This is a genomic window from Paenibacillus hamazuiensis (assembly GCF_023276405.1).
Classification (GTDB): Bacteria; Bacillota; Bacilli; order Paenibacillales; family NBRC-103111; genus Paenibacillus_AF; species Paenibacillus_AF hamazuiensis.
This window is the reverse complement of sequence record NZ_JALRMO010000001.1, coordinates 871,514-890,244: the sequence shown is the minus strand read 5'-3', so window position 1 is coordinate 890,244 and position 18,731 is coordinate 871,514. Positions and strand designations below refer to the sequence as shown.

The following is an 18,731-nucleotide window of genomic DNA, read 5'->3' as shown; positions in this document are numbered from 1 at the left end:
CCCAATTGAGATGCACTTTATTTTTGCTTATATTTTCCTGAATTATTCGCGCAGCGCGAGCGTTATTTCCCTAAATGCTTCACAACCTTGCCGCATAAGGCGCCCGCCGGAAGCAGTCCGAAGTCCGGATCAGCATCAATTCGGATCGATTTTTGCCATTTTGTACCACTAGCTCTTCTGTCGTCCGCAAAACACCAAGCATACGTTCCCGTGCAAAGAACTGTTTGTTTGTTTTTACGATATGATGTATCATCTTCAAATAGGGAAAAGTGAGCGGAGACGGTTCCGAGGGTAGGGTCGAGGTTTTGGAGGGGACAATATTGAACGGCGATACGAAGCAATTGGAAACATTCGTCCGGCTCGTGAATGAAGATTTGCTGCCGCAGCTTGTCGTTGAAAGCGACGACCCGCACGAGCCTGTCGTGGTGAAGCGCAAGCCGAGGCCATGGAAGACGCTCGGTGCCGGCAATTATGCAGCCGTATTTTTACATCCGGATTATGACGAATGGGTTGTGAAGGTGTACGCCCCGGGGCGTCCGGGGCTTGAAGATGAAGTGGAGGTATACCGCAGGCTGGGCTCTCATCCGGCATATTCCCAGTGCCTGCACAGCGGAGAACGCTATTTGATCCTGAAGAGATTGACCGGCATCACGTTGTACAACTGCATTTTGCGCGGGATTCATATTCCGAAGCAGGTAATCCGGGATATCGACGAAGCGCTCGCTTATGCGGTATCCAAAGGTCTTAACCCGCACGATGTGCATGGGAAAAATATCATGGTCAAAGACGGACGGGGCGTCGTTGTCGACGTGTCCGATTTTTTGAAAAACGAACCGTGTTACATGTGGGACGATTTGAAAAAAGCTTACAACCGCTTCTACATTCGTCCGTTTCACAAGCTCCCCGTTCCCGAATTTGTGCTGAATTTCGTACGCAAAGCGTATCGCAGGCTGAAGAAAAGATAGAACCTACGAGGACTGATCCGATCTTATCCATACCCGCAGAGGCCCGATCGATTCCCAGCCTCGCAAAAGCGCCGATTTCAAATTATGGCCGGACTCGTATCCAACCAAGGTCAGCCCGGGAAATTCGCTCGAAACGATTGCGGCTATATCCGACCACATCTCACCTAAGGTGCCTTCTGCCGTAAAAACGTTGGAAATCCCGATGACCCCTGCACCCAAATTGGCTATAAACCCCGAAATATCTCCGTTTGAAATTTGTGCAATTCCATGGGTACCGCACACCGCTGCACACCAGCTTATATGATTTAAAACCGCTGCATCCGCCTGCATGCTCAATGCCTTACTTTCCTTCGATTTCAGACTTTGCTATGCTCCCCCGTTCGCATCAGCTCCTCCAGCCTTTCCCTGCAGTCCGTTCCCGCCTTCGGAATAAAGACGCTAAGAGCCGTCCCTTCATCCTCGCAGCGGTAAAATTCATGTACCTCCAGCTGCAGCAATCCGGCAAGCGGATGTTCGATTCGGACCGTCTTCAGGCTGGCGCACCGAACCTCATGACCCTCCCACCATTGCCGAAAAAGCGAACTTCGTTCGCTCAGCGCTGCCGCGAATCGTTCATACCAAGAATCATCCAAATTGCGTGCATAATAGCTGCGAAGCTGCGCCAGCAAAGTTTTGGCCACATGCTCCCAATCGACGAATAGACGCCTGTAATTTTTCTCGGCAAACATTCTCCAAACCATATTGCCGGCATACTCGCCGCCGCTTCCCAAATCCCCGAAAACGAGAGCAGCCATCCGGTTCCATATCCGTACGTTCCATCTTTGGTCCGAAAAAAAGGCCGGGCAGTCTGCAAACCGATCCGCGATATATTGAAGCGACGGCAATTCGGCGCTGTCGGTCCCAGTTACCTCAAGAAGTGGGGTTTGCTGATTCGCCAGTGCATACAAGTAAAGCCGTTCGTCCCTGCCGAGTTTAAACGTGCGTACTAGACTTTCAAGCACCTGCTCGGACACCCGTATATCGCGCCCCTGTTCGAGCGCCGTGTACCACGGCAATGAAATGCCGGACAAAACAGCCACCTCTTCCCGGCGCAGTCCGGACAACCGGCGGCCGGAGCCTCCGGCATATTTCAACCCGGCCTCCTCCGGAGAGACGCGAAGCCGGCGCGATTTGAGAAATTCGGCCAGCTCCTTTCGCCGCTGATCTTCGTTCATTCGGATCGAACCCCTTAACGAATAGAAATTATACTACTTTTCCAAATACCGCCATTTCTAACGATACTATAAATACGCGGCTATTTCATCGGGTTGGCTCGATTTATACTGAGCTCGTGAACGTTAATCATTATCGCTGAAAGGAATGAAGCGGCATATGACCACCGTACTTTATATTACCGCCCACCCGCTGAACGAGGAGCAATCCTGTTCCATGGCGGCCGGAAGAGCCTTTATCGAAACTTATCGCAGCATGAATCCCGGCCATGAGATCGTCCATCTCGATTTGTATAAGGCCGGTGTACCCGCAATAGATGCGGATATTTTGAACGGGTGGAACCAATTGCAGGAAGGAGCGGAGGAAGAGCAGCTGCACGAAACCAAGCGAAGCAAAATCGCGAAGCTGAGCGAGCTGGCCGACCAATTTGTACAAGCCGACAAATATGTATTCGCGAACCCGATGTGGAATTTCTCGTATCCCCCGGTAATGAAGGCGTACATCGATGCGATAACGGTCGCGGGAAAAACGTTTTCGTATACGAGGAACGGCCCCGTGGGGCTGCTGCAAAACAAAAAAGCGCTGCATATTCAGGCGAGCGGCTGGGTTTATTCGACCGGACCGGACGCCGAGGATGAAGCTGCCCACCGTCATCTGAAATCGATTTTGCGTTTTATCGGCGTCACGGATCTGCGGGCATTATTTATCGAAGGACATGATCAGTATCGCGACAGAGCTAATGCCATTAAGGAAGAAGGCCTGAAGCGGGCGCGCGAGCTTGCAGCCTCATTCTGATCCGGCCCGGTCTGCAAAAGCCCCCGAGGTATCGATCCCTCAGGGGCTTTCGTTATTTCCCGACATATTCCGCCAAAACGCCTTGCAGCTCATATACGTTAATGCTTTTGTTGAAATTTTTTTGAATGGGAGCGTGGGCGCCGGATATGTAAATTTTGAGTTCGGCCTCCAGATCAAAATGGCCGGCGGTCTCTACGCTGAAATGCGTTATCGATTTATACGGAATCGAATGATACTCGACTTTTTTGCCGGTCAACCCTTGTTTATCGATAAGAATCAACCGCCTGTTCGTAAAAATAAACATATCGCGTATGACTTTGTACGCTTTTTCGATTTTCTCCGAACCGGCGAGTAAATGCTCGAATTCCTTCTGCGCATCCGCGATACTAACCTCCGAAGAATTTCCCATCAGACCGTCCAAAAATCCCATGCCGATTCCTCCCGTTTGTCTTTTCTCCCATTGTAAAGCGACTCATTGGCAAATACAACCGAATCCCCCAAAAAGTGAAGTATACCTTGCAGCTTATTCCTGGTACTTTTTGGGGGAAGCCCGGTTATCGCTCTTCTACTTAGGAATGTTACTTATTCCCCGGCGCCGGCATATCGACGCCCGTGATCCGGTGGCGATGTCCATCGTCCTCCGTCGTATAAAAATCGTAATAGTGCACGTGCATTCCGTTTCCCACCGGGATGGCCGGTCCGGACTGTGCCCTGTAGTAATGCGTATGGCCGTTTTCAAAAACGACGTACCCTTCGGTGTAATGAATATGACTTCCGTCGGGGGTCGGCACGGCCGGCGAGGTGACGTCAAGGCATTGATGAACGTGTCCCTGATCCACGGATGTATAATCGACGGAACCGTGGGTATGATGCGGGACAAATCCTTGAACAAAGCTTTCTTTGGTGATTTTAGGCATAGGAAGGAACCATCCTTTCGCTTTCGCATGTGATGTTTCCAGCATATGCATCCGCCCATCATAATGTCAGCGATCTCTTTGAGCCTCTCCGCCGGATAGTCCATATCGCTTCGCCCCTGTGCTTTATCGGGATAAAACGGCCGCAAGCCAGTCGAGCGACCGCTCGCCGCTAATCTCGTGTTTGCCTTCGTACAAATGGCTGTCAAACTGCTCCGGGCATCCGAGTTCCCCGTAAAGTGCGGTCAAACGCCGGATCGCCTCCCGTGTCGTCTCCACCGGATAAATCGGGTCGTGAATGCCGGCTTCGACAAAGAGCGCCCGCGGGGCGATCAAGCCGAGCAGATCCGGCATTTCCGCGTGGCGCAAAATGCCCGGAATATAATTGCACAGACAGTGGCGCATCGCCAAAATGCTCCCCCTGTACGTGTTCGGGTACAGGCCGACGACCGACGCCTTGATGCGTTCGTCCAGCGCAGCCGATAAAGATGCGACCGTACCGCCCCCCGAATGCCCCATGTTGCCCATCCTTGCGGGGTCCGCCTCTTCCCTTCCGGCCAAATAGTCGGCGGCCCGGATCGCCTCGTAGGCACGAAGGCCTGCCGTCGTTTTGCCGGTCATAAACAAGGATACCGAAAGGTTGTAGCAGGAGTTTTTCAGCTCCGGATCCTGCACCATATCCCGCTCAAGCTTGCGGTCGCCCATCCCCGCCTCATCCGGAGCGAGCACGACGCATCCCCGCCGAACCAGCTCCAGCGCAAGGTTGTCGGACGGTTTGCCGGAAGCGAGTTTCGGCGTCCCGTCCTCTTGAAGGCCGACCATCGATTTGCTGCCGTAGCCGTGCCCATGCCAAAGCAGCACGGCCGGGCGCTTCTCGCCGGGCTGCAAATGCTTCGGCTTCATGAAATAAGCCGGCATTCTGAGGCCACCCAGCGTCGTGAATTCGACGCGCTCGCGGATGGCCTCGTCCAGCTCCACCCGCTCCAGCAGCACGTCTTCAAACGGCGTTTCCCGGGCAGGCAGCTCAAAGTCCCCGAGCGACGCCTTAAGGTCCTTCAGAAGCTTTACCCTTTTTTGCTCCCATGGTTCATTGACATTCTCCCGTTTCTCCTGCAGCTCGTCGTAAAGCCGGTTCAAATAACCGTCCGGCTGTCTCATCGCTATCCCTCCCGACATATTACCAATCTCCATACCGCTCGCCCAGCTCCCGCCAACAATCCGTCAGCCACCACGACGCGCGCTTGCGTCGAATGAGTCACCGGGATCACCTTTTTAACCGCTTACATGATGTGAAGAGGCTGTGCCGCTGTTTTTCATATAGATCAGCATGAGCAGACAGCTCAGCAAAAACGCGGCGACGACAAGCAGAAACGGCAGCCGCGGGTCAAGCGAATAAGCCCATCCTCCGACGATTCCGGCCGGCGAGACGAAAACAAGGATGATTACGGACAGGATGGAAAAAACACCGGCGCGGTTTTCGTCGTCGATCGCATTTTGCACTGCCGCTTCCAGGTTCGGGTACACGATAATGCCGCCGGCCGCCGCCAGCAAGGTGCTGAGCAGGATGGGCGCGACCTGTCCGGGCGGGGTCAAAACCTGGATGACAAACGAAGCCGTGCAGATGAGCAGCCCCGCCATCATCGACCGGTTTACGCGGTCTCTTTTCATTTTCGGAATATAAATGAGCATTAACAAAAGGGTCGCGACGGAAGTGACGGCCGGAAACCAGGCGATGAAATCGTCCTCAAAATGCAGCCACTGCACGAGATAAATCGACAAGTATGTATTTTTCATCGTCAATTGGAACTGATACAGCACATAAATGCCGAAAACGAGCTGCAAAGGCCGGTTAGCCGCAATCGCTTTGCACACGGCCGCATATTCCCGCAGCAGCTTCCTCCAGTCGAGGCTGTCGTTCTCCTTCATCTTGCGCAGGCCGATCTCCGTCTCGTAAGTCGCGAAATGGCGCAAAATAAACATCGACGTCATGCTGACAAAAGCGAGCCCGTACATGATTCTCTCCGCCGGAACGAGCGTGTAATGGCTGACCAGCAGCCCGCCGAGCGGCGCAAACAAGCCGCTGGCTATGCTCGTGAACTGCAGCGCCGAAAAGATGTACGACCGCTCCCGCGGATCGCTGTCCTCGACCAAAAGGCAGTACCATGCCGTGTTCGGCACCTTCTGAAAGCTGTTGACGATCGCCGCGGCGAAGAAAAACCAAAAGTTTTGCGCCGTCATCCACAGCAGCGTCGCCGCGCTCCAGCTGACGAAATCGAAGACGATCAGCGCCCATCTTCGCCCCATGCGGTCCGTCAAATATCCGCTGATCAGCGATGTGAAAATTTGCAGCACAAGACCAAGCGACGTCACAAGGCCGATCTGCGTTTCGGTGAGGCCGAGCTCCAGCATATAAACCGGCGCATACGTCAGATAAAGGCTGTAAGGCAAAATAAACATCGGCTCGTAAATCAAACAGCCCCGCGCATTTCCTCTCAGCTTCTGAAACAAGGCGGCTACCTCTTTTCACGTTGTTGTGGTTCGCAAACGATGCCCGTCGGTTTAATGTTATCACATGGGTCTGGAAATTTATAGTATAGTGATGAAAATACATTCCGGGCTTTGCTCCAAAAAATATTCCATCTCACAACGCAACGGGGCCGGTCTGAAGCCGGTATTTTCCGTACCTTAGCGGCTTTTATCGCGATTCCTCCCGTAACACGCCGAAATAACTGCGGATTTTCCTCAAACGCAGGCCGGGTGCGTTCGCGCGGCCGCTACCGTCACGACTGTGCGCCGAGGATCCGCTCCAGGCGCTCGTACAGCAGCTCGCGTTCGGCCTCCAGCAGCAGCTTCTCGCCGTGCAACGCCGCCAGCTTTTTCGCGTCTTCCTCACGCATCATGTCATCGTCAAGCACGGCGATTTTCCGCTCGACGGCGGCGATGTCCGCCTCCAGCTTCACCAGCTGCTTGGCCGTATCATCGCCCGCCGCCGGCCTCCGTCGCCCGCGATCCGCTTCCCGCCGGCCGCTGTCCCCCCGCGACGGTGCGACCGCATCGCCACCTCGCTGCGTGCCTGCAGCCGCCGAAACACCGGCTCCCCGAACGCCGCTCTCCTCCGCTTCGCGCTTTCGTTTCGCCTCGTCGTAACGACCTTCGTAGCGGGTCAGCGTGCCGCCTGCAAGCCAGTACGTCACGGGAAACAGCTTGTTCAGCAAATACCGGTCATGCGATACGCAGATGACGGTGCCGGGAAAAGCCGCCAGCGTATCCTCCAGCGCTTCGCGCGCATCGATATCCAGATGGTTCGTCGGCTCGTCAAGCACGAGCACGTTCAAATCCTGGTGCATCAGCTGCGCGAGCCGGAGCCGCATCCGCTCGCCGCCGCTCAAACTTTTTACTTTGCGGAACACGGACGCGCCGTAAAACAGAAATTTGGCAAGCAGGTGGCGCGCTTCCCCTTCCTCCACCATCACCGTGCCGCGGAACGCATCGATGACGGTTTTCTCCTCATCCGGGAACAAGTCATGCTGCGCCAAATAGCCGATGTTCACGCCGCTGCCGATCTTCACCGTTCCGGCATCCGGCGGCAGCCCCTCGGCGATCATACGCAAGAGCGTCGATTTCCCGCTCCCGTTCCCGCCGACGATCGCTACCGCCTCGGCATAACGCACGAGCAGGTTGACTCCGGCGAACAGCGTCCGAACGCCTTCGGCATCGCCGGAACCCCCGACGGGCTGTTCGCCGCCGCCGAACGATATGCTCACCCCTTCCATCACAACGACGTCTTTCCCGCTGCGCTCTCCCAGCTCAAACCGCAGCCCGATCTTTTTGCGCTCCAGCACGGGACGGTCCAGCTTCTCCATGCGGTCCAGCGCCTTCTGCATCGACGCCGCGCGCTTGAACATACTCGGATTGTCGGCCTGCGCCGCCCACATCCGCATCCGCTTGATCGCTTCCTCCATCTTCCGGATCTTTTTCTGCTGCTCCTGGTAAGCCGCAAACTCCGCCAGCAGCCGGCGCTCCTTCTCCTGAACGAAATACGAATAGTTGCCGTGATAAACGTCGGCCGCTCCGCCTTCCATATCGAAAATTTTATTCGCGACGCGGTCCAGAAAATAACGGTCGTGCGACACGACCAGAACGCTGCCGCGGTAATCCTGCAAATACGACTCCAGCCATTCCACCGCGCCCAGATCCAAATGATTCGTCGGTTCGTCGAGCAGCAGCAAATCCGGGCCCTGCAGCAAAATCCGCCCCAGACACACCTTCGTCCGCTCCCCGCCGCTCAGGCTGCCGAATGGCCGTTGGAGAAGCGGCGCAACGCCGAGCCCTTCCACGACCCGGGACAAGTTCGCCTCCATCTCGTAGCCGCCTCTCGCCGCAAAAGCATCCTGCAGCGTCCCGTATTCCTGAAGTGCCTTATCCATAACCTCCGGGTCCGCCATGCCCGCCTCCAGCTCCGCCATCCGCTCCCGCATCCGAAGCAGTTCGGCGTATGCCTCCTGCAGCACCTCAAGCGCCGTGACCTTCGGACCGAACTCGGGGATTTGCGCAAGCAGCGCGACGCGGCAGCCTTTTTTGAACCGGATCTCTCCCGCATCCGGGGGTTCCATGCCCGACAGCAGCTTCAGCACCGTCGTTTTCCCGCAGCCGTTAGGCCCGACCAGGCCGATCCGCTCCCCTTCGTGAATCTCCAGCGACAATTGTTCAAAAACGGGCGATGCGCCCCACATTTTTCCGATTTTCTCCACTGCACAAAGCAACATATCGATCAACTCGCATTCGGTAAATTTTTTTAAGCACGCAAAAAAGCCACAGGCAAAAGGCAACCTTTTACCCGTGGCTCATCAGCCGCATAAAATCAAACCCGGTCCGGCATCGGAGCCGTCCGTCGGTCATGATTTTTAAAGGGTCAAAACGTTGCAGTCGCCGTAAAAGGACAGACCTCTCCCGTTTGCGGAAAAACGGAATGTGATCGCAGTTTGATTGACCCACGTTTGGGCCCACTTGCTGCGTGCGGCGACTTGCAACATTTTGACACCTCCTTTACCGAATCGATTGGTTAAACAATTTTTACTATACCATACGGAAAATGTTAGCGCAATCCGGCATCATTCGGCAGCGTTTCATGCGGCTGCATTATCGGCACCTCCACTTGCACCGTATCCGGATATTTAATGCCTGAGCCCGTATTCAAAACGACGACCGTCTCCCCTTCTTTGATCCATCCGGTTCGTCTTAAATCCCGGGCCGCTGCAAAGGCAATCGCCCCTTCCGGGCAAACAAATGCCCCCTCCAGCTCGGCGATGGCTCTCAATTCCTCAAGCAGGGCACCGTCCTCAATTGCAACGGCACAGCCGTCCGTCTCATAGATGGCTTTCAGTACCAGAAAATCCCCCAATGCCTTCGGTACGTTAATGCCGAAAGCGATCGTCGAGGAATCCGTCCAAAATTCGGATTCCGCCCTCCTCTCTTTCCACGCCTTAACAATCGGGGCACACCCGGCAGATTGAACCGCCACGAGCCGCGGTAGCCTATTCTCGATCCATCCGAGCTGAATCAGTTCGCGCAGCGCTTTGTAAATGCCGATAAGCCCTACTCCGCCTCCCGTCGGATAAAGAATAACGTCGGGAACCTTCCAGCCGAACTGTTCCGCAATTTCAAGGCCCATCGTTTTTTTGCCTTCTATCCGGTATGGCTCCTTTAATGTCGATGCGTCGTACCATCCATGCCGCTTAACGGCTTCAGCTATGATTTTACCGGCATCGCTGATCAGACCTTCCACCAGATGAAGATTCGCTCCTGAAATCGCACACTCGTTTCTTGTAATGGAAGGTGCGAGGGCAGGCATCACGATCGTCGATGTCAAGCCGGCCCTTGCTGCATAAAGCGCCCATGCGGCACCGGCGTTCCCGTTCGTCGGCATAGCCAACCCCGTAACCCCAAGTTCCTTAGCCTTGGATACGCCGACTGCCGCACCTCGCGCCTTAAAGGAGCCGGTTGGAATAACGCCTTCATCTTTCATGTACAAACGTTCGATATCCATATTCGTCCCAATCCGCGGCATGGCAAGCAGCGGTGTCATCCCCTCGCCCAGCGATACGATATGGCCTGGCTCAGCGACCGGCAGAAGCTCGTGATAACGCCACAAATCGGGCTTCCTGCTTACAAGCGTCTCCGGACGAGTCTCTTTTTTTAATGTTTCAAGATCGTAGCCGGCCAGCAGCGGAGATCCGCACACACATAGCTGATGGATGTCGGCGGGATTATATTCAGCCTGACATTTTGGACAATACAAGTGGGTTAAATAACTGAATTTCATTGCAATCTGCTCCTTCTTGGACGCTGGGTTACTTCGCTGCCTTAAACTCCTGCAGCGCTTTCTCGATGTATCGGTTATCCACAACCTTGGAGGTATCCAGTTTTCCTTTCAGACCGCCGACAGATTCAAGCAAAGCGGCGGTTTCCTGTTGAGCTTTGATCACATCCGCCGTTATCGGGACGTTGGACGGCTCGGAGTTCTCCAGCACCCGGCGCATCGTTTCCTTGTCCTGCTTCCGTAAATTCGCGTACAATTCGATCGCTTCCTCGAGATGCTCCTTCTGCCACCTGGTCGCCTTTTCCGTCACCTTGAGGTACAAGACGACAAGCTCCGGATGCTCCTCCGCAAACTTGGTGCGCACGATTTGGAAGCCCGGGCTAAAAGAATTTACCGCAGCTCCGTTAGCAAGAGTCCTTGCACCGTTCTTCAAAACTTGAATCGATTGGAACGGCTCCCAAATTGCCCACGCGTCAACCTTGCCGGTTTCAAAGGCCGGCTGTGCTTCGTCCGGCTGCAGCTGAATGATTTTGACATCGCTCGGTTTCAACCCGCCGAACTCCAATGCTTTATACAATAATCCGTAAGCGCTGCTCGCTTTGGATACCGCAATTTGTTTCCCTTTCAGATCCTGAATCGTTTTAATCGGACTGTCCTTGGGCACGAGGATGACGTCGCCTTTCTCGCCCATACTCGCCGTAGCAATTTCCTTGAACGAAACGTCCGCCGCCTGTCCGGCCAATACGGGAATATTGCCTACCCTGCCGAAGTCGAGCCGATCCGACGCTATCGCTTCAAAATATGAGGGCCCGCTCTGAAACTCCACCCAGTTGACCTTCGCGCCGACTTTGCCGAATTCTTCCTCAAACCAGCCCTTTTCTTTGGCTGCGAGTATCGGCCAAATGCTCTGCTGAATGCCGATATTCACGACGATTTGATTTTTGCCGCCGTTAGCGGAACCTGTATCGCCCGAATTTGAAGTCGATGAGGTTTTGTTTGTTTGCCCTGCAGGTTGTGCCGCTCCGCAACCCGAAATAATGCTCAAAGCTGCTGCGAATATTGCTGCGAAAATAAAAGCCTTCAGATTTCTCATTGTCATGCTCTCTCCCTTTACTTTTCTATGGATCGAAAAACGGAAAAGCTCCTTACCCCCATACAAAAGTATAGGAGTAAGGAGCCTTCAGTTCGTCCGATCGGCTCATATTTTACTGCACTAAGTTTATTCCTATAATTCCGATGTGTCAATAATGATTTATGCAAAAAAACTATCCGAAGCACTCCCCTATGTTTTCGCGGAGAAAAAAAACAAGCCCAAATCTGGGCATTCGCCTCACCCACTGGGCATCAGGCCATATGATATAGTACATCACTTTAAGAAAAGGCGAGGGATTAAAGAATGTCTCAAAATTCGTATCAAGCTGCACGAGGGCAGCAGCAAGATCAGAAGCAAGATCCGGCTCAAGAGCAGGAGCTGCAGCAAGCAAGACCCGTTGGCCATGGACTGTCCGGTGCCGGCCACGGTTTTGGCCCCGGATTTACCGGCGCCGGTCACGGTTTTGGCCTTACCGGCGCCGGCCACGGGTACGGCCCCGGATTCGGCCATGCCTTCGGGCACGGTTTCGGCCATGTCGGTCCCGGTTTTCATGGATTCGGATATGGCTCGTATTTCCCTTTTGTCACCACGACCGCACTCACTTATCCATATTACGGCTACCCCTATTACAGCTATCCGTACTACGGCTATCCTTACAGCTATTCGTACAGCTATCCTTACTACGGTTTTCCTTATTTCTTGTGATGTCAAAAAAGCCTTCCTGCGCCGGTTCGCGGGAAGGCTTTTAACTATTCGGCTGCGCCAAGCCGTCCGGACGCCCAGCGCGCGCCGTTAAGCACCAGCCGACGGTACGCTTCAGGCCCAAAAGACGAAGCGCGGTGCCCCGGCTGCAAATAGACGACTCTGCCGAGGCCGTATGTATGCTCCCAGCCCGCGGGATAACGGTTCCCTTCAAATTCATACTCCAGGAACACTTTTTTTCGGGTAAAGGGGTCAAAATCGAACACGTACGGCTCTTCATCCACCGTAAACGGTGCAACGCCTTCAAGCAGCGGATGGCCTTCCGCCGCGGGATAGTAGCTCAGCCGCTGGAAAGGCGGATGCGTGACGAACTTGGCGCCGATCATCTGCAGCAGCTCGTGGCTGCGCTGCAGCGAAATGCCGTTGTGGATGACGAGAAGCCCCCCGCCGCCCGCCACATAACGGAGCAAACCGGCGGTTTGCTCCGGTTTTATATCACGATTCCAGCAGTCCGTATAGGAAATGCACAGCGGGTACGCAGCCTGATTCCGCCACAGCTCCGTCAACCGGTCGTAATCTTCCGTGGCTTCAAGCTCAAACTCGCCGCCGAGAATGCCGTTCAGTTCCTTATAGGCCGGCTCCAGCGGATGATATGGGGCATCGGTGCTGTCGCCGATGATTAAAACGTTCGTTCTGCCGCTCATAGAGCGTTCTCCTCCGTTTCTCTCTGTAACTTTTCTCCCGCTTTCCAGCTCCCGTTAATTATAGCGGAACTCACGTTCGCTATTCTCGGGTAAGAGGACATTTCGAAAAAATTAGAGGAACTGAGATGCGCTAAATTGGCGGAAAATGGTTTGGTGAAGGAAAAACATGCAAATAACGCATCGGAGTTCCTTTATTTTTGGCGAACCACCCGAAATAGCCGTTTTAGCGCACGATAGTTCCTTTATGTACCCGGGGTGGTGCTGGACGGCGAACATGTGCTGTGGGCCAGTTGATCTAAACCTGACAATGTCCCGGCAAACACCCCGTCCCGCGGACACAAGCTTAACGGCGATCAGTTCGCCGTACGCAGCAGCTTTTGCAGCTCCTCGGGGCGCATCGCCTTCAGCTGCTTCTCGTAGAGGTCGCGGTACAGGCCGCCCAGCTTCAGCAGCTCCTCATGGCTGCCGCGTTCGGCGATCCTTCCTCGATCCATCACGAGAATCTGATCCGCACGGGTGATCGTGGCGAGTCTGTGGGCGATGATGATCGTCGTTCGCCCCTTCATCAGCTTCTCCAGAGCTTCGGTGACGAGCGCTTCGGATTCGGCGTCGAGAGCAGATGTCGCCTCGTCGAGGATGAGAAAACGCGGATTTTTCAGCAGCGCCCTCGCGATGGCGATCCGCTGCTTCTGTCCGCCGGACAGCCGTATGCCTCGCTCGCCAAGCACCGTATCGTACTGCTGCTCCCAGCCCATCACGAAATCGTGGGCGTTTGCAGCCTTCGCCGCCGCGTATACCTGCTCGGGGGTCGCATCCGGATTGCCGTAGACGATGTTTTCGTACACCGTACCGGAAAACAAAACGTTATCCTGCAGCACAAGCGCGATATGCTTCCGCAGGTCGCGGACGTCGTAGTCGCGGATGTCGATGCCGTCGATCAGCACCGCACCTTCGTCGGGATCGTAAAACCGCGGCACTAAGTTGATCAGCGTCGATTTGCCGGCCCCGCTCGGCCCCACCAGCGCAATCACCTCGCCGGGCTTCGCGTGGAAGCTGATGTCGAGCAGCGCTTCGCGTTCTTCCACGACAATTTGCGGCGGATCCGTCGCCGTTTTCGGCGGGAGCAGATAAAACTTTTTCGCCGGACGAATGCGCTCGACGAGATCGGGGTCGCCGTTTTTGCTCACGATATTGGAAAGAGGCCGCTCCGACACGTAAGTAAACGAGACGCCCCGGAACTCGACGTCGCCTTTGCATTGTTTCAGCGGCAATGCGTTCTCCTTGTTTTTCACGTCCGGTTCGATATCGAACACTTCGAAAATCCGCTCGATGTTCGTCAGCGAGTTCTGGATCGTCACATTGACCTCGGAAAACCGCTGAATCGGATTATACATCTGCGACAAATACGCCTGGAAGGCGACGAGCTCGCCGGTCGACATGTGCCCCTCCATCACGAGCCGGCCGCCGACAAACCAGATGATCAGGCTGCCCGCATTGTTGAACGACTGGCTGATGCGGCCGAGCAGGTTGGACAATATTTGCGCGGACATCACGTAATCGTAGTGGTTTTTCGCCTGCTTTTCGAGTCGGGCCAGCTCGGTGTCCTCGCGGTTGAACGATTGAACGATTTTCATGCCGGCGACGCGTTCGACCAGCACCCCGGAGATGCGCTCCATCTGCCGGTGAACCGCCCTCCAGGCGAAGCGGATGCGCACGTTCATGTTGGTGAAGGTCAAATAATAAAGCGGCAGCAGCACGATGCCCCACAGCGCCAGCTCGCCATGCAAGTAAAACAGCATGTAACCTGCGAAAAAGACCGAAAACAGGTCGACGGCAAAGTTGATCACGCCGCCGTTCACGAGGTTTTGCGCGCCGTTCACGTCATTGATGACGCGGGAGACGATACTGCCGATTTGGCGGCTGTCGTAATACCGCTGCGACAGCGATTGCAGGTGGCGGTACAGCTCCGTACGCGTATCGTGCACCATCCGGTTGCCCATGACCGACGTCACCAGATTGCGGGTGAAATTGGCCGCCATGCCGAACAGCTGGATGCCCGCCAGCACGGCGATCACCTTGCCGAGCGTCCAGTAGCTTTCCTTGCGGGGAAGCACCTCGTCGATCATAATTTTGGTCATCCACGGTCCGGCGAGCGGAACAATAAACTGCAAAATGCCGAGCGAAATAATCGCGAGCAAATAATAGCGGTAAGGCTTTACAAAAACGAAATATCGTTTTAACAGCTTTCTTTTGTCTCTAGGCTCGGGCGCTGGTGCTGTAGCTGATGCTGAAGACATCAGGTTCCCTCCTTGAGAAATGCGGCGAAAACGTCCCGCTCGCGCCGCGGGTCATCTTCGCCGCTTAATGTTGGATAAAATGTGTGCATGCCCGTGGGCCGCATTCGGTCAGATTCAAGCGAACGGGCGGGTTACACCGCTCTTACCGCCGCTTTTCCTTGAGAGTGCCGGTACAGCTGCTCGTAGTAGCCTTTTCTCGCGAGAAGCTCCTGGTGGGTGCCTTCCTCGACGATCCGTCCCATCTTCATGACGAGAATCCGGTCCGCCTGCATGATCGTCGAAAGCCGGTGAGCGATGACGATCGTCGTTCTGCCTGCGGAAACGATCTGCAGCGCCGATTGAATCAGCTGCTCCGTGTGGGAGTCCAGGTTGGCCGTCGCCTCGTCGAGAATGAGAATTTTCGGTTGGAATACGACGATGCGGGCGAACGAGATGAGCTGCCGCTCCCCGGCCGAAAGACCGCTTCCCCTCTCGGACAGCATCGTGTCGTACCCGTCCGCGAGCCGGCTGATCAGTGCATCGGCCCCGACGAAGCGGCACGCTTCGATCACCTGCTCGCGGCCGATCTGCGGATCGAAAAGCCGGACGTTGTCGACGATGCTGCCGGAATACAAATACGGCTCCTGCTGGACGAGGCCGACCATTCGGTGCAGGGTCGCCTGCGGAATGTCGCGGATGTCCGTGCCGTCGATCTCGATGCTGCCCTTGCGCACATCGTAAAACCGGCAGAGCAGGCTCATCAGCGAGCTTTTGCCGGCGCCGGTCGCGCCGACGACGCCGATCATTTCGCCCGGGCGGATATGCAGATCCAAATCGGGAATGACCGTCGTGTCCTCCGAGTAGCCGAACTGGATATGGTTGTAATCGATCCGCCCCCTGACGGCATCCGGATCAACCTGCTTGCAAACGGGCGAGTCGGTTATTTCCGGTTTCGTCGTAAACAGCCGGTACAGCCGGTCCATCGAAACCGTCGCCGATTGCAGCGTGTTCCACTGCTGGGTGATGTTGTTGATCGGCTGGAAAAACTGCCGGATATAGGTGATGAATGCATACAACACGCCGAATTCGATCGACTTGTGGAACACGGCCATCCCGCCGACCCAAACCAGGAAAGCGACGGCGACGTTGCCGAGAATATCGAAGGAGCGGTTGAACAGCACGTTCGTCCGGATTTCCCGCAGGTTGGCGCGCAAATACCGGTTGTTTTGCTCCGCGAACAGCTTCTCCTGGTTTTTTTCCTGGTGAAACGCCTGAATCAGGTTCATGCCCGCCAAGTTTTCCGCGACAAAAGCGATCAGCCGCGACAATTGCGTCCGCGAAATTTGGTACGTCTTGCGCATATAGGAGCGAAAGGCGATGGCGATCGCAAAAATGATCGGGATCAAAATCAGGCTGTAGCACGCAAGCGTCCAGTCCAGCTGGAACATCATGACGACGATGAACAGCAGCGTCATCCCGTCCCGAATAAGGCTGAGAAATACCTGCGTGAAAAACTGGTTCAGCGATTCGGTGTCGCTCGACACGTGCGTCACGAGGCTGCCGCTCGGAAACCGGTCGAAAAACGCCATATGCAGCTTGCTGATATGCTCGAACAGGTCCTTGCGGATGCGCGAGACGATGCTTTGTCCCGCGTACTGCAGCAGGTTGTTTTGCAAATACGTAAATCCGAAGCTGAGCACCGTCAGCCCCAAATACGTGCCGCAGATGATCAGCAGCATGCGAAAATCGTTTTTTCCGATCAGCAGGTTGTCGTCGATCGCGATTTTCACGAGATACGGCTGCAGCAGATCGGCGGTGATGGCGATCAGCGTGCAGAAAAACACCGAAACAAAAGTCATGCGATGAGGTTTGGCGAAGGCGACGATCGCCCTGAATGCCGCCTTGCGTTCCTCCGGACTGACGTGATAGGAGCCGCTGATTTCTTCACCCGGCTTCGTGTTGTTATTCTCCTTCGGCATAACGCGTTCCCTCCTCTTGAATGGCATGAAGGGACGCATAAAGTCCGCCTTCGGCGAGCAGCTGCTCGTGGGTTCCCCGCTGCACGATGCGCCCTTCGTCCAGGACGATGATCTCGTCCGCATGCTTTAAAGCGCTGATCCGGTGCGCGATGATGATCGTCGTTTTGTTTTTGCGCGCCTGGCGCAGCTGGTGGATGATGTTCGTCTCGGTGACGGCATCCACCGCGCTGACGCTGTCGTCCAGGATGAGGATCGGAGCGTCCTTGATGAAACCGCGCGCCAGGCTGGTCCGCTGCCTCTGCCCGCCGGACAGCGTAATTCCGCGCTCGCCGAGCTTCGTCTCGAACCGGTCCGGGAACTCGATAATATTGTCATAGAGCTGCGCCTGCCGGGAAGCGTTCTCGACATCGGCGGCCGAGAGCTTCTCCCGGTCGGAAAAGGCGATGTTGTCGCGGATCGTCGTGCTGAACAAAAAGCCGTCCTGCGGCACGTAAGCGATATGATTCCGCAAGCTTTCGAGGGTGACGCGGCGTATATCCTGCCTGCCGATGCGCACCGTTCCTTCCGGCGGGTCGTAAATCCGCAGCAGCAGCTTGACGAGCGTCGTTTTGCCGCTGCCGGTTTTGCCGATGATGCCGAGCGTTTGGCCCGCCTTGACCGACAGGCTGATATCGTGCAAAGCTTCGCCGCCGGCGCCCGGGTAAGTGAAGGAGAGGCGGCTTATCGCAATGTCCGACGCTTCCTTGTTCAGCACCTCGGCGTGCTCGATCTCGCGGATATCCGGCTGCACGGCCAGCAGCTTGTTGATTCTTTCGAGCGAAGCCTTCGACCGCTGCATCGTGTTGATCACGTTCCCGATATTTTGCAGCGGGTTCACCATCATCCGCATATACAGCGTAAGTTCGACGAAATTCCCGAGCGATATGCGGTTCTGGATGGTCAAATAACCCCCGAAGATGATCGTAATGACCAGTGAAAGCGATCCCAAGAACGGCAATGCCGCCTGAAAAAGGGAAGACACCCGGACAAGCCGCAGCTGGTTATCGCGGATGGCGTCGACGGTTTTGCCGAAACGGCCGCGCATGATAGGTTCCACAGCGAACTTTTTCGTCACGCGGATCCCTCCGAACTGCTCCTCGGCCGATTCGGTCATTTTGGCCAGCGATTCCTGCACCTTAAGCGATCTTTTGCGGATGATCGGCCCCATGTAGACCACGATAAACGGGCTGATCAAGAGCGGCAGCGCACAGGCCAAAATCAGGTACAGCGGAATCGAGCTGAGCACCATCATCGCCATAGCGGATAAAATAAGGATGACCGCGTTCGTCGTCTGGTTGAATCCGATCGAAATCGACTCGCGGACCGCCGTAACGTCGTTCATCACATAGCTGAGCAGCTCCCCGACACCGTGCCTCGAATGATAGCTCTCGCTGAGTCCGGTAAAATGCGTGAACAGCCTTTTTCTCGTGAAAAACTCGAAATATCGTCCGAGCCGCATTACGGTATACTGTCCGCCCGCGAACAAAGTGCCGTAAATGACGCCGATCCCGAGCAGCAGCAGGCTGTAATGCGCAACGATGTCAGCCGTGACGCCCCCTGTTTGCACCTGGTCGGCAAAGCTGCCGAGCACTTTCGGGTAATACGACTGGGTGATGTTTGCAGTGCCGAGACAAACGACTCCCGCCGCATAGAAGTACCAGTATTTTTTCAAATAGTTCAGAAGCAGACGTTCGTTGTTCAAAGCTACCACACCCTGTTGTTTTTTCGTCCCG

The 18,731-nt window shown here is 55.3% G+C and carries 17 protein-coding genes; 3 read left to right on the top strand and 14 right to left on the bottom strand.

The window, feature by feature from the left end:
* Positions 1-320: 320 nt before the first annotated feature.
* Entirely contained in the window at positions 321-965 is a 645-nt protein-coding gene (locus MYS68_RS03525) for a protein kinase family protein (protein ID WP_248924499.1), read from the top strand.
* Positions 966-968: 3 nt separating this feature from the next.
* On the opposite strand, the gene MYS68_RS03520 is transcribed toward MYS68_RS03525, so the two are convergent.
* Both MYS68_RS03520 and MYS68_RS03515 read right to left on the bottom strand, forming a co-directional pair.
* Positions 969-1,301 carry a hypothetical protein gene (locus MYS68_RS03520; RefSeq protein ID WP_248924498.1) on the bottom strand — a complete coding sequence of 111 codons (333 nt, stop codon included), beginning with the start codon at positions 1,299-1,301 and terminating at the stop codon, positions 969-971.
* Between the two features lie 20 nt (positions 1,302-1,321).
* Positions 1,322-2,179 carry a helix-turn-helix transcriptional regulator gene (locus MYS68_RS03515; RefSeq protein WP_248924497.1) on the bottom strand — a complete coding sequence of 286 codons (858 nt, stop codon included), beginning with the start codon at positions 2,177-2,179 and terminating at the stop codon, positions 1,322-1,324.
* A 157-nt stretch (positions 2,180-2,336) separates the two neighbouring features.
* Here MYS68_RS03515 and MYS68_RS03510 point away from each other — a divergent pair, with 157 nt between their 5' ends.
* On the top strand, positions 2,337-2,972 hold the full coding sequence (locus MYS68_RS03510; RefSeq protein ID WP_248924496.1) for an FMN-dependent NADH-azoreductase: 636 nt from the start codon (positions 2,337-2,339) through the stop codon (positions 2,970-2,972).
* A gap of 52 nt (positions 2,973-3,024) precedes the next feature.
* On the opposite strand, the gene MYS68_RS03505 is transcribed toward MYS68_RS03510, so the two are convergent.
* From MYS68_RS03505 to MYS68_RS03475, 8 genes are all read right to left on the bottom strand, one after another.
* Entirely contained in the window at positions 3,025-3,402 is a 378-nt protein-coding gene (locus tag MYS68_RS03505; protein WP_248924495.1) for a PH domain-containing protein, read from the bottom strand.
* Positions 3,403-3,550: 148 nt separating this feature from the next.
* Positions 3,551-3,889, bottom strand: a complete 339-nt coding sequence (locus tag MYS68_RS03500; protein WP_248924494.1) for a YmaF family protein — start codon at positions 3,887-3,889, stop codon at positions 3,551-3,553.
* A gap of 123 nt (positions 3,890-4,012) precedes the next feature.
* Complete coding sequence (locus MYS68_RS03495; protein ID WP_248924493.1) at positions 4,013-5,044, bottom strand: dienelactone hydrolase family protein; 1,032 nt, start codon at positions 5,042-5,044, stop codon at positions 4,013-4,015.
* 114 nt (positions 5,045-5,158) lie between these two features.
* Entirely contained in the window at positions 5,159-6,394 is a 1,236-nt protein-coding gene (locus MYS68_RS03490) for an MFS transporter (RefSeq protein ID WP_248924492.1), read from the bottom strand.
* 272 nt (positions 6,395-6,666) lie between these two features.
* A complete protein-coding gene (gene abc-f, locus MYS68_RS03485; protein ID WP_248924491.1) occupies positions 6,667-8,652 on the bottom strand; it encodes a ribosomal protection-like ABC-F family protein in 1,986 nt (661 codons plus the stop codon).
* 138 nt (positions 8,653-8,790) lie between these two features.
* The gene (locus MYS68_RS38460; RefSeq protein ID WP_275983421.1) at positions 8,791-8,919 is read right to left on the bottom strand and encodes a hypothetical protein; all 129 of its coding nucleotides are present in this window, start codon (positions 8,917-8,919) and stop codon (positions 8,791-8,793) included.
* A gap of 62 nt (positions 8,920-8,981) precedes the next feature.
* Positions 8,982-10,208: a threonine synthase gene (locus MYS68_RS03480; RefSeq protein ID WP_248924490.1), complete on the bottom strand. Its 1,227-nt coding sequence runs from the start codon at positions 10,206-10,208 to the stop codon at positions 8,982-8,984.
* A gap of 28 nt (positions 10,209-10,236) precedes the next feature.
* Complete coding sequence (locus tag MYS68_RS03475) at positions 10,237-11,298, bottom strand: aliphatic sulfonate ABC transporter substrate-binding protein (RefSeq protein WP_248924489.1); 1,062 nt, start codon at positions 11,296-11,298, stop codon at positions 10,237-10,239.
* 303 nt (positions 11,299-11,601) lie between these two features.
* Between MYS68_RS03475 and MYS68_RS03470 the strand changes: the two genes are divergently transcribed.
* Positions 11,602-12,003: a hypothetical protein gene (locus MYS68_RS03470; protein ID WP_248924488.1), complete on the top strand. Its 402-nt coding sequence runs from the start codon at positions 11,602-11,604 to the stop codon at positions 12,001-12,003.
* Positions 12,004-12,047: 44 nt separating this feature from the next.
* On the opposite strand, the gene MYS68_RS03465 is transcribed toward MYS68_RS03470, so the two are convergent.
* The 4 genes from MYS68_RS03465 to MYS68_RS03445 all read right to left on the bottom strand — a co-directional run bounded on the left by MYS68_RS03465 (position 12,048) and on the right by MYS68_RS03445 (position 18,700).
* On the bottom strand, positions 12,048-12,704 hold the full coding sequence (locus MYS68_RS03465) for a ThuA domain-containing protein (RefSeq protein ID WP_248924487.1): 657 nt from the start codon (positions 12,702-12,704) through the stop codon (positions 12,048-12,050).
* Between the two features lie 353 nt (positions 12,705-13,057).
* Positions 13,058-15,001: an ABC transporter ATP-binding protein gene (locus tag MYS68_RS38455; RefSeq protein ID WP_275983420.1), complete on the bottom strand. Its 1,944-nt coding sequence runs from the start codon at positions 14,999-15,001 to the stop codon at positions 13,058-13,060.
* Between the two features lie 131 nt (positions 15,002-15,132).
* Positions 15,133-16,959 (bottom strand): ABC transporter ATP-binding protein, encoded by a 1,827-nt coding sequence (locus MYS68_RS03450; RefSeq protein WP_248924486.1) that lies wholly within the window; start codon positions 16,957-16,959, stop codon positions 15,133-15,135.
* A complete protein-coding gene (locus tag MYS68_RS03445; RefSeq protein ID WP_248924485.1) occupies positions 16,943-18,700 on the bottom strand; it encodes an ABC transporter ATP-binding protein in 1,758 nt (585 codons plus the stop codon). The genes MYS68_RS03450 and MYS68_RS03445 overlap by 17 nt, the downstream gene beginning before the upstream one ends.
* Positions 18,701-18,731: the final 31 nt, after the last annotated feature.

What these genes read in the sequence shown, in the direction of transcription:
- MYS68_RS03465 (WP_248924487.1), bottom strand. Translation starts at nt 12,704, where the DNA reads ATGAGCGGCAGAACGAACGTTTTAATCATCGGCGACAGCACCGATGCC.
- MYS68_RS38460 (WP_275983421.1), bottom strand. Translation starts at nt 8,919, where the DNA reads ATGTTGCAAGTCGCCGCACGCAGCAAGTGGGCCCAAACGTGGGTCAAT.
- MYS68_RS03480 (WP_248924490.1), bottom strand. Translation starts at nt 10,208, where the DNA reads ATGAAATTCAGTTATTTAACCCACTTGTATTGTCCAAAATGTCAGGCT.
- MYS68_RS03515 (WP_248924497.1), bottom strand. Translation starts at nt 2,179, where the DNA reads ATGAACGAAGATCAGCGGCGAAAGGAGCTGGCCGAATTTCTCAAATCG.
- MYS68_RS38455 (WP_275983420.1), bottom strand. Translation starts at nt 15,001, where the DNA reads ATGTCTTCAGCATCAGCTACAGCACCAGCGCCCGAGCCTAGAGACAAA.
- MYS68_RS03450 (WP_248924486.1), bottom strand. Translation starts at nt 16,959, where the DNA reads ATGCCGAAGGAGAATAACAACACGAAGCCGGGTGAAGAAATCAGCGGC.
- abc-f (WP_248924491.1), bottom strand. Translation starts at nt 8,652, where the DNA reads ATGTTGCTTTGTGCAGTGGAGAAAATCGGAAAAATGTGGGGCGCATCG.
- MYS68_RS03470 (WP_248924488.1), top strand. Translation starts at nt 11,602, where the DNA reads ATGTCTCAAAATTCGTATCAAGCTGCACGAGGGCAGCAGCAAGATCAG.
- MYS68_RS03505 (WP_248924495.1), bottom strand. Translation starts at nt 3,402, where the DNA reads ATGGGATTTTTGGACGGTCTGATGGGAAATTCTTCGGAGGTTAGTATC.
- MYS68_RS03495 (WP_248924493.1), bottom strand. Translation starts at nt 5,044, where the DNA reads ATGAGACAGCCGGACGGTTATTTGAACCGGCTTTACGACGAGCTGCAG.
- MYS68_RS03510 (WP_248924496.1), top strand. Translation starts at nt 2,337, where the DNA reads ATGACCACCGTACTTTATATTACCGCCCACCCGCTGAACGAGGAGCAA.
- MYS68_RS03500 (WP_248924494.1), bottom strand. Translation starts at nt 3,889, where the DNA reads ATGCCTAAAATCACCAAAGAAAGCTTTGTTCAAGGATTTGTCCCGCAT.
- MYS68_RS03475 (WP_248924489.1), bottom strand. Translation starts at nt 11,298, where the DNA reads ATGAGAAATCTGAAGGCTTTTATTTTCGCAGCAATATTCGCAGCAGCT.